The organism is Pseudomonas sp., from assembly GCF_035497915.1.
GTDB lineage: Bacteria > Pseudomonadota > Gammaproteobacteria > Pseudomonadales > Pseudomonadaceae > Serpens.
In genome coordinates, this window is sequence record NZ_DATJCS010000014.1 from 1 (window position 1) to 12,303 (window position 12,303).

General features: G+C 64.3%; 19 protein-coding genes and 1 pseudogene. 12 read left to right on the plus strand and 8 right to left on the minus strand.

The window, feature by feature from the left end; genetic code table 11:
- Window positions 1-156 precede the first annotated feature (156 nt).
- The 5 genes from VL129_RS04640 to VL129_RS04660 all read left to right on the plus strand — a co-directional run bounded on the left by VL129_RS04640 (window position 157) and on the right by VL129_RS04660 (window position 2,737).
- A complete protein-coding gene (locus VL129_RS04640; protein WP_325410572.1) occupies window positions 157-498 on the plus strand; it encodes a DUF2314 domain-containing protein in 342 nt (113 codons plus the stop codon).
- A 106-nt stretch (window positions 499-604) separates the two neighbouring features.
- On the plus strand, window positions 605-1,009 hold the full coding sequence (locus tag VL129_RS04645; RefSeq protein ID WP_325410574.1) for a hypothetical protein: 405 nt from the start codon (window positions 605-607) through the stop codon (window positions 1,007-1,009).
- 117 nt (window positions 1,010-1,126) lie between these two features.
- Entirely contained in the window at window positions 1,127-1,501 is a 375-nt protein-coding gene (locus tag VL129_RS04650) for a hypothetical protein (RefSeq protein WP_325410576.1), read from the plus strand.
- Window positions 1,502-1,729: 228 nt separating this feature from the next.
- Window positions 1,730-2,275, plus strand: a complete 546-nt coding sequence (locus VL129_RS04655; protein ID WP_325410578.1) for a hypothetical protein — start codon at window positions 1,730-1,732, stop codon at window positions 2,273-2,275.
- Window positions 2,276-2,404: 129 nt separating this feature from the next.
- Window positions 2,405-2,737: a thioredoxin family protein gene (locus tag VL129_RS04660; RefSeq protein ID WP_325410580.1), complete on the plus strand. Its 333-nt coding sequence runs from the start codon at window positions 2,405-2,407 to the stop codon at window positions 2,735-2,737.
- Between the two features lie 31 nt (window positions 2,738-2,768).
- Here the strand turns inward: VL129_RS04660 and VL129_RS04665 are convergent, their stop codons facing one another.
- Window positions 2,769-3,014, minus strand: a complete 246-nt coding sequence (locus VL129_RS04665; protein ID WP_325410583.1) for an addiction module protein — start codon at window positions 3,012-3,014, stop codon at window positions 2,769-2,771.
- A 100-nt stretch (window positions 3,015-3,114) separates the two neighbouring features.
- The gene (locus VL129_RS04670; RefSeq protein WP_325410584.1) at window positions 3,115-3,546 is read right to left on the minus strand and encodes an NUDIX hydrolase; all 432 of its coding nucleotides are present in this window, start codon (window positions 3,544-3,546) and stop codon (window positions 3,115-3,117) included.
- Between the two features lie 83 nt (window positions 3,547-3,629).
- Here VL129_RS04670 and VL129_RS04675 point away from each other — a divergent pair, with 83 nt between their 5' ends.
- The 7 genes from VL129_RS04675 to dtd all read left to right on the plus strand — a co-directional run bounded on the left by VL129_RS04675 (window position 3,630) and on the right by dtd (window position 9,162).
- Window positions 3,630-4,841 (plus strand): putative DNA modification/repair radical SAM protein, encoded by a 1,212-nt coding sequence (locus VL129_RS04675; RefSeq protein ID WP_325410585.1) that lies wholly within the window; start codon window positions 3,630-3,632, stop codon window positions 4,839-4,841.
- Window positions 4,841-5,668, plus strand: a complete 828-nt coding sequence (locus VL129_RS04680; protein WP_325410587.1) for a TIGR03915 family putative DNA repair protein — start codon at window positions 4,841-4,843, stop codon at window positions 5,666-5,668. Before VL129_RS04675 ends, VL129_RS04680 begins: the two co-directional genes overlap by 1 nt.
- Window positions 5,669-5,753: 85 nt before the next feature.
- A complete protein-coding gene (locus VL129_RS04685) occupies window positions 5,754-6,764 on the plus strand; it encodes a class 1 fructose-bisphosphatase (RefSeq protein WP_325410589.1) in 1,011 nt (336 codons plus the stop codon).
- Between the two features lie 4 nt (window positions 6,765-6,768).
- Window positions 6,769-7,365: a DUF924 family protein gene (locus tag VL129_RS04690; RefSeq protein ID WP_325410590.1), complete on the plus strand. Its 597-nt coding sequence runs from the start codon at window positions 6,769-6,771 to the stop codon at window positions 7,363-7,365.
- Between the two features lie 94 nt (window positions 7,366-7,459).
- Complete coding sequence (locus VL129_RS04695) at window positions 7,460-7,708, plus strand: hypothetical protein (protein ID WP_325410592.1); 249 nt, start codon at window positions 7,460-7,462, stop codon at window positions 7,706-7,708.
- 51 nt (window positions 7,709-7,759) lie between these two features.
- Complete coding sequence (pip, locus tag VL129_RS04700) at window positions 7,760-8,728, plus strand: prolyl aminopeptidase (protein ID WP_325410594.1); 969 nt, start codon at window positions 7,760-7,762, stop codon at window positions 8,726-8,728.
- Entirely contained in the window at window positions 8,725-9,162 is a 438-nt protein-coding gene (gene dtd, locus VL129_RS04705; protein WP_325410595.1) for a D-aminoacyl-tRNA deacylase, read from the plus strand. The genes pip and dtd overlap by 4 nt, the downstream gene beginning before the upstream one ends.
- A gap of 164 nt (window positions 9,163-9,326) precedes the next feature.
- On the opposite strand, the gene VL129_RS04710 is transcribed toward dtd, so the two are convergent.
- The 6 genes and pseudogenes from VL129_RS04710 to hisI all read right to left on the minus strand — a co-directional run.
- The gene (locus tag VL129_RS04710; RefSeq protein ID WP_325410597.1) at window positions 9,327-10,040 is read right to left on the minus strand and encodes a 16S rRNA (uracil(1498)-N(3))-methyltransferase; all 714 of its coding nucleotides are present in this window, start codon (window positions 10,038-10,040) and stop codon (window positions 9,327-9,329) included.
- Window positions 10,037-10,852 carry a twin-arginine translocase subunit TatC gene (tatC, locus tag VL129_RS04715; RefSeq protein WP_325410599.1) on the minus strand — a complete coding sequence of 272 codons (816 nt, stop codon included), beginning with the start codon at window positions 10,850-10,852 and terminating at the stop codon, window positions 10,037-10,039. Before tatC ends, VL129_RS04710 begins: the two co-directional genes overlap by 4 nt.
- Window positions 10,849-11,247 (minus strand): Sec-independent protein translocase protein TatB, encoded by a 399-nt coding sequence (gene tatB / locus VL129_RS04720; RefSeq protein WP_325410601.1) that lies wholly within the window; start codon window positions 11,245-11,247, stop codon window positions 10,849-10,851. Before tatB ends, tatC begins: the two co-directional genes overlap by 4 nt.
- Before the next feature lie 21 nt (window positions 11,248-11,268).
- Window positions 11,269-11,532, minus strand: a complete 264-nt coding sequence (tatA, locus tag VL129_RS04725) for a twin-arginine translocase TatA/TatE family subunit (protein ID WP_325410603.1) — start codon at window positions 11,530-11,532, stop codon at window positions 11,269-11,271.
- 22 nt (window positions 11,533-11,554) lie between these two features.
- Window positions 11,555-11,887, minus strand: coding sequence for a phosphoribosyl-ATP diphosphatase (locus VL129_RS04730; protein WP_027590013.1), 333 nt, complete (start codon window positions 11,885-11,887; stop codon window positions 11,555-11,557).
- Window positions 11,880-12,284: pseudogene (gene hisI / locus VL129_RS04735) on the minus strand (phosphoribosyl-AMP cyclohydrolase); the annotation flags it as partial. The gene VL129_RS04730 and the pseudogene hisI, both read right to left, overlap by 8 nt.
- Window positions 12,285-12,303 lie beyond the last annotated feature (19 nt).

A 12,303-nucleotide genomic window follows, 5' to 3' on the forward strand; every position in this document is an offset into this window, starting at 1 on the left:
CCAGTGCGGTACTTCACGAACTTGGGGCTGCCGGCCATTGCGGTGCGGCAGGAATATATTCATCGAACCGCCGTGTACGTGACCCGTATGCACGGTGGTGTGGGAGGAGAGGCGCCGTGAGGCGTCTCCCTATCCCGATTAGATTACTGAATCACTATGAAAGTTAAATTATCCAACATCAAAACTGACGGATGGGAGCTTGATGATGGGGAAGCCATTCATAGTGAACATCCAGACACCTTCTGGATTCCCGCTTTTGATGTCAGGAATAGCCTCCAAACAGAGCAACTGGTTAAGCTCATCTTTCGAATAGTTACTGTAGATGAGGCTGGCGAGGAAGAAGTCAATGTTGAACGCATGTGGGTTATTGTTAAGGACCGAATCGGAAGCCTCTATAAAGGCCAACTTGACAATGATCCATACTGCACCGAAGGCATACGAGCTGGCATGGAAGTATGGTTTCTGCCAAAACACGTAATAGATATTTACGCGGAGTAGCAATCTAACAATGCGCTCAACGTCGCTCACTTCGTTCGCTGGACGTCCAAAAGCTGCGCTTTTGGCCGCTCGTTAGCTTAATCGTTAGAAGCCAAAGGATTGTTCTGTGTTCGCCAAAAACCGAAATCCTGATAACCACCTACTCGACCCTTTAGTAAAACCTCTCGCGTCTAGAGCGTTCTTGGTTGTTATTTCCCTGGCTGCCATTGGTGCAGGAATCTTCATTTCTGTTATTCATAAGGACTGGTCATGGATCAATAGATTTGGGGCGGTAGTAATAGTGGTCGGACTGCTATTTACAATGTCCCCGCTATTCTCAAATGGCATCTATAAATCACAGTCCGGTGCCGGCCGCTTTGCTGATCTCCACACTGACGGCACGCCAATAACCACAACTCATGAAGAACGAAAAATTGGCAATAACGTTGTATTGGGGATAGTTGTTACAGTAATTGGAACATTAACAAATGCTTTTGGCGACTTACTAGGAGCTTGCGTATATGGCTTCTAACAATGCGCTTAACACCGTTCGCTTCGCTCACTGGACTCGCAAAAGCTACGCTTCTGCTCGCCTGTTAGCTTAATCGTTAGCCGCCAAGACCTTAAGATCCACAGCGAGAGAGCAATCATGTTCGCGGAGTTGAAAAACAAGGAACTGCATCTTCACGGCAAGACAGCTGAGTTCAATGCAATCGCTAGGTCAATTCATAAAGGCAGGCACGGCGCATCAGCATCCTTTGGTCTTTGCAGTTCAATCTCCTTATTTTCCTCACTGCACACCAAGTGTCATGGCAAGCTCGCCGCCATAGAAATTAAAGAATCGGAGATTCACATCACTTACTCCGAGTCTGTAAAAAATCACCTCTACACCTATTTCTCAATGCCATCTGATACACAACCGGGCTCTGTATTTTTCCTTACTCACTCAAGTCCCGGCTATCCACCATTGCTGGCAGACAGCTCACTTGACTTAATCATTCATGTCATTTCTAGCGAAACATGAGAGTTCGGCTAACAAATGGTTCAAGCCGCTCGCTTCGCTCACTGCGGGACCGGCTAAAGCCGGCCCCTTAACCAAACGTGTGTGCCGGGCATGGCACGTAACTATGTCCAAATAAATGGGACAGATTTATTTAGATTTTCCCCTTAAATAGAGTGCGCTGCATTTCAATCTGCCCGGAAGGTTTTCTCCGCGCACCGTCACTGTTCTCCCAACATCCGTAGGCCTTCTATGACGAACCATGCCGCTTTCCGCCTGTTTACCCTTTGGGCACACCTCTCGTTGTTGGCGGTCGTCCCAACCGCTTGGGCTCAGCCGGACAGTGAGCCCGCGCCCGCTGTGCTGTTGAAGCAGATCGAACACCTCAGCGAACTGCTGCGCGACCCCTATGCCAGCTGGTATCAGGAGGCAACCATGGTTCAGCAGGTGGCCGTTTCCGGTGGCCCGCCGCTGGCGCTGGCTGTGTTTACGGTGGAAGGCTTCGGTGGAGGGAATAACCACTCCCAGTATTTCGCGGTATTCAGCCCGGAAGAGGGCATGGACGGTACCGTGCATTACACGCTGCTGGATGTGCTGCCCATCGCGGGCAAGGGCTGGCGGGGCGTGTGGGAGTTAAATGCCCGGGTGAGTCGGGCACACGATTCCTATGCAACCGATATCCACCTGGATGCACTGGCGGTCGGGGAGGACGACGCGCCGAATTTTCCCAGCGTGCCGGTGACGCTGCACCTGCGCCTCAAGGATGGTCGTCTGGAAGACCTGACTTCGCAAAGTTGAGCGTGGTCGGCCTGTGCCACCCTACAAGGGGGCGTGCTTTGGGGCGGTGCTTCTGAGCGCGCGCCTCGGATCTTGTTGTTCAAGCCGCGAGCGCTACGGAGCCTACAAAAACAGCGCAAGGAGAAACGAGTGCAGACGATCCGCGATCCAGCCGAGCTTGAGCGTTGCAAACAAGGCGCCGCCCTGCTGCTGTTCGGCGGCGAAGCGTGTGGTGTTTGCCGTGCGCTGAAGCCACAGCTTGAGGTGCTGCTGGCGAACGAGTTTCCCGCACTGGAAGGTTGCTACCTGGACTGTCAGGGGCAGGCTTCAGTGCTCTGCGCGCAGGAGGGTGTGTTCTCGCTGCCCGTGGTGCAGGTCTGGTTCGATGGGCGCAAGTTCGCCGAATTCGGACGCGTATTTTCCCTGGGGCAGGTGCGCGAGGCTATCGCGCGGCCCTACCAGATGGCGTTTGGATCTGAGTGAAGATCAGCTTGCGCAGCAACCAGAACGAAAACTAGCGTCCCTGCCAGCGCCGGGGGCTGCGGCTCCCATGTAGCTGGCTACGAATCGCGCTCAGCACTTCATCGGCGGGTTTTCCGGCATTGCCATCGGTTGCATAGGCAGCCAGTCGAGCGTCCAGTTCGGCCCGCTGTTCATCGGTGAGCTGTAGCGCGCGCTGGTCTGCAGCGATGCTGTCCCACAAGTCCTCGACCAGGCGGATGCGTTGCTCGATAGGCAAGTCATGGAGCGGTGTATTCATGATGGTCTCCAGATTGATTCGTACCTTAACCGTGCTCGGACTCGCTGCACATCACCCTGCGTCGGCCGTACGCAGAAGGCCCGCTTGCCGGTCTCAGTATTCACACCTCAACAGCCCGAGCCCGTGCCGCCAACAGCTGCCGAGCCAGCGGCAGCACCTGGTCGCGGGTCAGGGGCGCCAGCGGCAGCTGCTCGGCGTCGTGCAGATCGACCCAGCGCGCCTCGGCGATTTCGGCGCGGGCGGTGATGGCCTGGTCGAGGGGCAGGGCGAACAGTTCGGCGACCACCTCCAGGCCGGGCTCGTTGGCCGCCGGGGCGCTGAAGTTGCCCAGGTAGGTGGCCTGCGCGGCGTCGATGTGCAGGCCGAGCTCTTCGTGCAGTTCGCGGCACAGGGTGTCGACCGGGCGCTCATCCGCCTCCAGCTTGCCACCGGCCTGCATGAAGGCCGTGGTGCCGGCCTTGCGCACCAGCAGCAGCTGGTGCCTGGCGTTGTAGATCAGGGCTGCGGCGATGGAAATGTAGGGCGAGTTCATGGGGTTTCCTCGAGCGGGGGGCTGGCGGCGTGGCCGGCGCTTCGTATACTGTTTGCATATACAGTATTCGCGGAGAGCCCATCGTGCAACTCATCGACAAGCTGAGCATTCTCGCCGATGCCGCCAAGTACGACGTGTCCTGCGCCAGCAGCGGAGCGCCCCGGCGCGGTTCGAAGGGGAAATCGGGCATCGGCGCCGCCGGTCCGGGCATCTGCCACAGCTTCACGCCGGATGGTCGCTGCGTATCGCTGCTGAAGATCCTGCTCACCAACTTTTGCCTGTACGACTGCCAGTACTGCGTGAACCGCCGCTCCAGCGACGTGCCGCGCGCGCGCTTCACGCCCGAGGAGGTGGTGGCGCTGACGCTGGATCTGTACCGGCGCAACTGCGTCAGCGGGCTGTTTCTCAGCTCGGGCATCATCCGCTCGGCGGACTACACCATGGAACAACTGGTGCAGGTGGCGCGCCTGCTGCGCGAAGTGCACGAGTTTCGCGGCTATATCCACCTGAAGACCATTCCCGATGCCGATCCAGCGCTGATCGAGCAGGCCGGCCAGTATGCCGACCGCCTGAGCGTGAACATCGAGCTGCCCAGCGACGCCAGCCTGGTGCGCCTGGCGCCGGAGAAGACCGTGGCGGGCATCCAGCGCGCCATGGGCACCATCCGTTATCGCCAGCAGGCGGTGGAAGGCGAGGCGCGGGCGCCGGCGTTCGCGCCGGCCGGGCAGAGCACACAGATGATCGTCGGTGCGGACGACAGCGACGACCACCGCATCCTGCACACCTCGCAATCGCTGTACCGGCGCTTTCGCCTCAAGCGCGTCTACTACTCGGCCTTCAGTCCGATCCCCCACAGCCCGGCCACGGTGCCGCAGGCGGCGCCGCCGCTGCTGCGCGAGCACCGGCTGTACCAGGCGGATTTCCTGATGCGCGGCTACGGCTTTCGCGCCGAGGAATTGCTGGGCAAGCCGGGCAACCTGGCGCTGGACGTCGACCCCAAGCTGGCCTGGGCGCTGGAGCATCGCGAGCAGTTCCCGGTCGATCTCAACCGCGCCGAGCCGAGCCTGATCGCCCGTGTGCCGGGCATCGGCGTGCTCAGCGCGCAGCGCATCGAGCAACTGCGCCGCCAGCGCAAGATCCGCTACGAGGACCTGCGCCGGCTGCGCTGCGCGCTGGACAAGGCCGGCCCGTTCATCGTCACTGCCGACTACCGGCCGCGCCAGGACAGCAGCGAATCCCTGCGCCTGCGCCAGCAACTGGCCGAGCGGCCGGCGCAGCAGATGGCGCTCTGGTAATGCGCTGCGTAGGCATCGAGGGCGGCTTCGCCGACTGGCGCGACAAGGCGCGCACGCTGCTGCACGAGGGCGTGCCGCCGGACTATGTCAGCTGGCGCGATGAGCTGATGCCGGCCGACCTGTTCGCCGAGGAGGCGCTGGCCCGCTACGCGCCCGGCCCGCAGGTCACCGTGCCGCGCCAGGTGCTGGAGCTGCTCGAGCGTGCCGCGCGCTATCGGGTGGCGGAGCGCTGGGCGTTGCTCTACCGCGTTCTCTGGCGGGTGGCGCAGGGCGATGCGGCCGCCGCGCTGCCGGGCGACCCGGACGGCAGCGAGCTGCATCTGCGGATCAAGGCGGTAGGGCGTGACATTCACCAGCTGCATGCGCTGCTGCGCTTCGTGCCGCTGGGCGGCGCGGGCCTGCCCGACTACGTGGCCTGGTTCGAGCCGGAGCACGAGGTGCTGGATATCGCCTGCGCGCATTTCGCCGAGCGCATGGGGCGGCACAGCTGGCTGATCGCCACGCCGCGCGACGGCGTGTGGTACGACGGCGAACGCTTCGACTACCGCGTCGGGGCGCCGGACGAGTGGCGACAGCTGGCGCGCACGCCAGACCCCGAGGGCCAGGCGCTGTGGCTGGCCTACTACCGCAGCACCTTCAACCCGGCGCGGGTGAATCCGCAGGCGTTGCGTCAGCACCTGCCGCAGCGCCTGTGGCAGCAGGTGCCGGAAGGCCGGCTGATTCCCTCGCTGCTGGTGCAGGCGCGCATCGGTGCGCAACGCGATGGGCAGGCGTCCGAGGTGAGCGCGCGCCCCGGCAAGCGCATCCGTCTGCGACAGGAAGACTGAGAAAAGGCGTGCGTACGGTGGGCGCTGACAGGGCAACACAGGCTAAAATGCGGCACTTTCACTCTCGCCCACCCGGAGCCCCTCCATGTCCAGCATCACCCTGAGTCGCTATCTGATCGAGCAGACTCGCAACTTCAACACCCCGGCCGACCTGCGTTTCCTGATCGAAGTGGTGTCGCGCGCCTGCCGCCAGATCAGCCACGAGGTGTCGCTGGGCGCGCTGGGCGGGGTGCTGGGCAGCATGGGCACCGAGAACGTGCAGGGCGAGGTGCAGAAGAAGCTGGACGTGCTGTCCAACGACATCCTGCTGGAAGCCAACGAGTGGGGCGGCCACCTGGCCGGCATGGCGTCCGAGGAAATGGAGCAGGCCTACCAGATTCCCGGCAAGTATCCGAAGGGCGCCTACCTGCTGGTGTTCGACCCGCTGGACGGCTCCTCGAACATCGACGTTAACGTCTCCGTGGGCACCATCTTCTCCGTGCTGCGCTGCCCGAATGGCCACAACGGCAAGGGCGATCTGTCCGAGGACGCCTTCCTGCAGAAGGGCACCGAGCAGGTGTGCGCCGGTTACGCCATCTACGGTCCGCAGACCATGCTGGTGCTAACCCTGGGCAACGGCGTGAAGGGCTTCACCCTCGACCCGCACATGGGCAACTGGGTGCTGACCCACGACAACATCCGCGTGCCGGAGCAGACCGCCGAGTTCGCCATCAACATGTCCAACCAGCGCCACTGGGAAGCCCCGGTGCAGCGCTACGTCGGCGAACTGCTGGCCGGCAAGGAAGGCCCGCTGGGCAAGAACTACAACATGCGCTGGATTGCCTCGATGGTCGCCGACGTGCACCGCATCCTCACCCGTGGCGGCATCTTCATGTACCCGCGCGACGCCCGCGAGCCGGAAAAGCCCGGCAAGCTGCGCCTGATGTACGAGGCCAACCCGATGTCGATGATCATCGAGCAGGCCGGCGGCGCCTCCACCAACGGCACCCAGCGCATCCTCGACATCCAGCCGGAATCCCTGCACCAGCGCGTGGCGGTGTTCCTCGGCTCGAAGGAAGAAGTCGAGCGCATCACCGGCTACCACAACCAGGCCTGACGCCATGCAGCCCTGGCAGCCGCTGCTCGACTGGTGGTTCGGCGCGCCCGCCGCGCCGGGCGAGCAGGCGGCGCGCCAGAATGGCCTGTGGTTCGGCTACCGGCCCGAGCAGGACGCCGAGGCGCGCCAGCACTTCGGCGGGCCGGTCGAGCGGGCCCTGCGGGGCGAGCTGAACTGGGCAACGGAGCCGCGCGGCTGGCTGGCCGAGCTGATCTGCCTGGACCAGCTGCCGCGCATGATCCATCGCGGCACGCCGCAGGCCTTCGCTGGCGATGCCCGCGCCCAGGCGCTGCTCGATGAAGGGCTGCAGCGTGGCTGGGATCACCAGCTGTCAGACCTGGAACGGGTGTTCTGCTATCTGGTGTTGGAACATGCCGAAGACCTGTCCCGCCAGGACCGCGCCGTGGCAGCCTTCGCCGAACTGCTGGCGCGTCAGGCCGGCGCCGATCGCGCGCCCTTCCAGTCCTTCCACGATTACGCCGAGGCGCATCGCCGGGTGATTGCCCGCTTCGGGCGCTTTCCGCACCGCAACGCCATCCTCGGCCGCCCGGGCAGCGACGCCGAACGGGCGTTTCTCGCCGAGCCCGGCTCGTCGTTCTGAACGCGACCCTTCATCGCCGCGCCACCGTCCCAGGCTCGCCGCTCGCGGGCTTTCCCGTTAGGCTGCCGCCGATCGTTTTCTGAGGAGTTGCGCCATGTTACGTCTCGCCATCCTGCCGCTGTGCCTGCTGCTGGCCGCCTGCAGCAAGCTGACCCAGGAAAACTACGCCCAGCTCGAGGCCGGCATGCCGCGCGCCGAGGTCGAGGCGCTGCTCGGTAAGCCGGCGCAGTGCTCCGGCGCGCTGGGCCTGTCCAGTTGCACCTGGGGCGACAGCGAGCGCTACGTGAGCGTGCAGTTCGCCGGCGACCAGGTGCTGATGTTCTCCGGCAAGGGACTGCGCTGACGTTTCCTCGCTATCATCCCGTGATCCGCAGCCACGCCTCGGGAGCAACCCATGCAACCCCTCTACCCGGACATCAAGCCCTACGCCTGCCACGCGCTGGCGGTCGATGACACCCACACCCTGCACGTCGAGGAAAGCGGCACGCCGGACGGCCTGCCGGCGCTGTTCGTGCACGGCGGGCCCGGCGCCGGCTGCGATGCCAGTTCGCGCTGCTACTTCGATCCGACCCTGTATCGAATCGTCACCTTCGACCAGCGCGGCTGCGGCCGCTCCACCCCCTTCGCCAGCCTGGAAAACAACAGCACCTGGCATCTGGTGGAGGACATGGAGCGCATCCGCGAACAGCTGGGCATCGACAAGTGGCTGCTGTTCGGTGGCTCCTGGGGCTCGACCCTGGCGCTGGCCTATGCGCAGAAGCATCCCGAACGGGTGCTGGGGCTGGTGCTGCGCGGCATCTTCCTGTGCCGCCCGCAGGAGTTTCACTGGTTCTATCAGGAAGGCGCCAGCCGCCTGTTCCCGGACTACTGGCAGGATTACCTGGCGCCGATCCCGCCGGCCGAGCGCGGCGAGCTGATGCAGGCCTACTACCGGCGCCTGACCGGCGAGGACCAGATCGCCCAGATGCAGGCCGCCAAGGCCTGGGCCGGCTGGGAAGGGCGCACCGCCACGCTGCGTCCCAACCACGAGGTGGTAGAGCGCTTCCACGAGCGCGCCTTGTCCATCGCCCGCATCGAATGCCACTACTTCGTCAACGATGCCTTCCTGCAGCCCAACCAGCTGCTGCGCGACATGGAGCGCATCGCCCACCTGCCGGGGATCATCGTGCACGGCCGCTATGACGTGATCTGCCCGCTGGACAACGCCTGGGCGCTGCACCAGGCCTGGCCGAACAGCGAGCTGCAGATCATCCGCGACGCCGGCCATTCGGCGGGCGAGCCGGGCATCGTCGATGCGCTGGTGCGCGCCACCGACGCCATGGCCCACCGCCTGCTGCGCCTGCCCAACGGCGGTGACGCATGAAGGCACTGATCCAGCGGGTGCGCGCGGCGCGGGTGGAAGTGGCCGGCGAAGTGGTGGGCGCCATCGACCAGGGGCTGCTGGCGCTGGTCGGCGTCGAGCCGCACGACACCCCGGCCAGCGCCGACAAGCTGCTGCACAAGCTGCTCAACTACCGGGTGTTCGCCGATGCCGAGGGCAAGATGAACCGCTCGCTGACCGATGTGGACGGCGGGCTGCTGCTGGTCTCGCAGTTCACCCTGGCGGCGGATACCAAGAGCGGCCTGCGCCCGAGCTTCTCCACCGCCGCGCCGCCGGCGCTGGGCGAACAGCTGTTCGACGACCTGCTGGCCAAGGCCCGCGCCCGCCACGACCAGGTGGCCAGCGGCCGCTTCGGCGCCGACATGCAGGTGCATCTGATCAACGACGGGCCGGTGACGTTCCTGCTGGAAACCTGATGGGCTGTACGGGCGGAACGGCGGCCAGAAAGGACCCCACGTCCCTGGCGGTCCGAAGGCTATGGCGAAACCTGTAGGGCCGGGTTTATCCCGGCCGACGCGGTGTCGATGCGCGCCCCGCTGGCCGGGGTAAATCCGGCCCTACAAAGGGTCAGGCGCCGCGCTTAATACAACCGCGCCAGCAGCGCGGTGACGGCGGTTTCCACGCGCAGGATGCGTTCGCCCAGCTGCACCGGCTGCAGGCCGGCCTCGCGCAGCTTGTCCACCTCGTAGGGAATCCAGCCGCCTTCCGGGCCGATGGCCAGGGTCACCGGCTGATCCAGGGGCAGGCCGCGCGGGCAGGCGGGAAACTCGCCGGGATGGCCGAGCAGGCCGAGGGTGCCGCCCGCCAGGGCCGGCAGGCGGTCCTCCACGAACGGCTTGAAGCGCTTTTCGATGCTGATCTTGGGCAGCACGGTGTCGCGGGCCTGCTCCAGGCCGAGAATCAGCTGCTCGCGAATCGCCGCCGGCTCCAGGAACGGCGTCTGCCAGAAGCTCTTCTCCACCCGATAACTGTTGAGCAGCACCAGGCGCGCCACGCCCATGGTCGCCACGGTCTGCAGGGTGCGCTTGAGCATCTTCGGGCGGGGCAGGGCGAGCAGCAGGGTGATGGGCAGCTTGGGTGGCGGCGGCTGGTCGAAGCTCACCTGCAGCTCGGCTTCCTGCGGATCAAGACGCAGGATGCGGCCTGCGCCCATCAGCCCGCCCAGACGGCCGACGCGCAGGCTGTCGCCTTCGTCGGCACGGTGGACTTCATGCAGGTGGACCAGCCGCCGATCACGCAGGATCACACGGTCGGCGGCAATGAAGTCCGCCTCTTCGAGCAGCAGCAGGTTCACGGCTGGGCGCTGGGGGGCTGATCGTTGTGCTCGGTCGTTTCGACCTCGGTCGAGGTTTCGCTTTCCTCTTCGGCCTTTTCCTTCTCGCGACGGATCATCGCGCCGAAGAACAGGCCCACCTCGAACAGCATCCACATCGGCACGGCCAGCAGGGTCTGCGAGAACACATCCGGGGGCGTCAGCAGCATGCCCACCGCGAAGCAGCCCACCACCACGTACGGCCGGCTCTTGCGCAGGGTGGCCACGTCGACGATGCCGACCCAGATGAGCAGGAAGGTGGCGATGGGAATCTCGAAGGCCACGCCGAAGGCGAAGAACAGGGTGAGGACGAAGTCCAGGTACTGGCCGATGTCGGTCATCATCGCCACCCCTTCCGGGGTCACGCTGGCGAAGAAGCCGAACATGATCGGGAACACCACGAAGTAGGCGAAGGCCATGCCGGCGTAGAACAGCAGGATGCTGGACACCAGCAGGGGCACGGCAATGCGCTTCTCGTGGGAGTACAGGCCGGGTGCGATGAAGCCCCAGGCCTGTTGCAACACCACCGGCATGCCGAGGAACAGCGACACCACCAGGGTCAGCTTGAACGGGGTGAGGAACGGCGACGCCACCCCGGTGGCGATCATGGTGGCGCCTTCGGGCAGGTAGGCGCGCAGCGGCGCGGCCACCAGCGCGTAGATGTCCTGGGCGAAGTAGAACAGGCTGACGAAGATCACCAGCACGGCGATCACGCAACGCAGCAGGCGCGTACGCAATTCGGTGAGGTGCGAGACCAGCGGCATTTCCTGGTCGCCGGGTTGGCGCGTACTCATGATTGCGGCGGTTTGTCCGGGCTGGTGGAGGCGGAAGTGGCGGTCGGAGCGGGTTCGGCGGGCACTGCGGGAGTCGGCTGGGGTTCAGCCGCCACCGCTGTCGCCTCGGCGGCAGGCGTCGCTGGCGGGTCGGCGGGCTTGTCCGTCGCCTCCAGTCCCAGGCTCTGTTTCATCTTGCGCTCCATATCGAGGATGTCCTCGTTATGCAGCTGGCGACGGATCTCGTCGGCGCCGATCTCGCGCTCGACCTCGCTCTTGATGGACAGGAAGCTGCGCTTGATCCGCCCGATCCACAGCCCGGCGGTGCGCACCGCGCCGGGCAGGCGCTCCGGACCGAGGACCAACAGGGCGACCAGGCCGACCAGCAGCAGTTCGGTAAAGCCAATGTCGAACATGGAGAGGCCCCGGTTGTGGACTTAGTCTTTCTTCGCCGGGTCTTCGACCTTGCGGGCCTCGCCGTTGATCACGGTGCCCTGCTGCTGGTTCGGTACCTGCTGGTTGGCCTGGGTTTTCTGCTCCTCGGCGGCCTTCTCCTCGTCGGCGTTCACCGACTTGCGAAAGCCCTTGATGGCATCGCCCAGGTCGGAGCCAAGGCTTTTCAGGCGCTTGGTGCCGAACAGCATGACGACGATGAGCAGGATGATGAGCAGTTGCCAGATGCTGATGCCGCCGAATCCCATGAGGATGTCTCCGAATTGAGTGTCAGGATTGCGGGCGCGCGGCCTTTTCCGCGTGCCCGGAGAGGCCGAAACGGCGCTCCAGTTCGTCGAGTACCGCCTGCGGGTGCTGGCCGAGGGCGGCGAGCATCACCAGGCTGTGGAACCACAGATCGGCGGTCTCGTAGATCACATCGCTGCAGTCGCCGCTCTGCGCGGCGTCCTTGGCGGCCAGGATGGTTTCCACCGATTCCTCGCCGACCTTTTCCAGAATCTTGTTCAGGCCCTTGTGGTACAGGCTGGCCACATAGGAACTGTCGGGCGCCGCGTTCTTGCGCGACTCCAGGACCTCGGCCAGACGGTTCAGGGTGTCACTCATGGCTGTGTGCCTTGTGATAGATGGCGTCGGGGTTCTTCAACTGGGCGTCCACGGTGTGCCAGGCGCCGTCGCGGTAGACGCGGTAGAAGCAGCTTTCCCGGCCGGTGTGGCAGGCGATGCCGCCTAGCTGTTCGACCTGCAGGACGATGACATCGGCATCGCAATCCAGGCGCAGCTCGTGCAGCTTCTGCACGTGGCCGGACTCCTCGCCCTTGCGCCAGAGTTTGCCGCGCGAGCGTGACCAGTAGATGGCGCGACCTTCCGCGACGCTCAGGCGCAGGGATTCGCGGTTCATCCAGGCCATCATCAGGATGCGGCCCGTCTTGTGGTCCTGGGCGATTGCCGGCACCAGGCCGTCCTCGTTCCAGTTGATCTCTTCCAGCCAATCGGTCATTGCGTGTTCGCTACTGCTTCTT

What these genes read in the sequence shown, in the direction of transcription:
- VL129_RS04640 (WP_325410572.1), top strand. Translation starts at nt 157, where the DNA reads ATGAAAGTTAAATTATCCAACATCAAAACTGACGGATGGGAGCTTGAT.
- tatC (WP_325410599.1), bottom strand. Translation starts at nt 10,852, where the DNA reads ATGAGTACGCGCCAACCCGGCGACCAGGAAATGCCGCTGGTCTCGCAC.
- VL129_RS04670 (WP_325410584.1), bottom strand. Translation starts at nt 3,546, where the DNA reads ATGAACTCGCCCTACATTTCCATCGCCGCAGCCCTGATCTACAACGCC.
- VL129_RS04690 (WP_325410590.1), top strand. Translation starts at nt 6,769, where the DNA reads ATGCAGCCCTGGCAGCCGCTGCTCGACTGGTGGTTCGGCGCGCCCGCC.
- dtd (WP_325410595.1), top strand. Translation starts at nt 8,725, where the DNA reads ATGAAGGCACTGATCCAGCGGGTGCGCGCGGCGCGGGTGGAAGTGGCC.
- VL129_RS04730 (WP_027590013.1), bottom strand. Translation starts at nt 11,887, where the DNA reads ATGAGTGACACCCTGAACCGTCTGGCCGAGGTCCTGGAGTCGCGCAAG.
- VL129_RS04695 (WP_325410592.1), top strand. Translation starts at nt 7,460, where the DNA reads ATGTTACGTCTCGCCATCCTGCCGCTGTGCCTGCTGCTGGCCGCCTGC.
- VL129_RS04680 (WP_325410587.1), top strand. Translation starts at nt 4,841, where the DNA reads ATGCGCTGCGTAGGCATCGAGGGCGGCTTCGCCGACTGGCGCGACAAG.
- pip (WP_325410594.1), top strand. Translation starts at nt 7,760, where the DNA reads ATGCAACCCCTCTACCCGGACATCAAGCCCTACGCCTGCCACGCGCTG.
- VL129_RS04655 (WP_325410578.1), top strand. Translation starts at nt 1,730, where the DNA reads ATGACGAACCATGCCGCTTTCCGCCTGTTTACCCTTTGGGCACACCTC.
- tatA (WP_325410603.1), bottom strand. Translation starts at nt 11,532, where the DNA reads ATGGGATTCGGCGGCATCAGCATCTGGCAACTGCTCATCATCCTGCTC.
- VL129_RS04650 (WP_325410576.1), top strand. Translation starts at nt 1,127, where the DNA reads ATGTTCGCGGAGTTGAAAAACAAGGAACTGCATCTTCACGGCAAGACA.
- VL129_RS04665 (WP_325410583.1), bottom strand. Translation starts at nt 3,014, where the DNA reads ATGAATACACCGCTCCATGACTTGCCTATCGAGCAACGCATCCGCCTG.
- VL129_RS04685 (WP_325410589.1), top strand. Translation starts at nt 5,754, where the DNA reads ATGTCCAGCATCACCCTGAGTCGCTATCTGATCGAGCAGACTCGCAAC.
- tatB (WP_325410601.1), bottom strand. Translation starts at nt 11,247, where the DNA reads ATGTTCGACATTGGCTTTACCGAACTGCTGCTGGTCGGCCTGGTCGCC.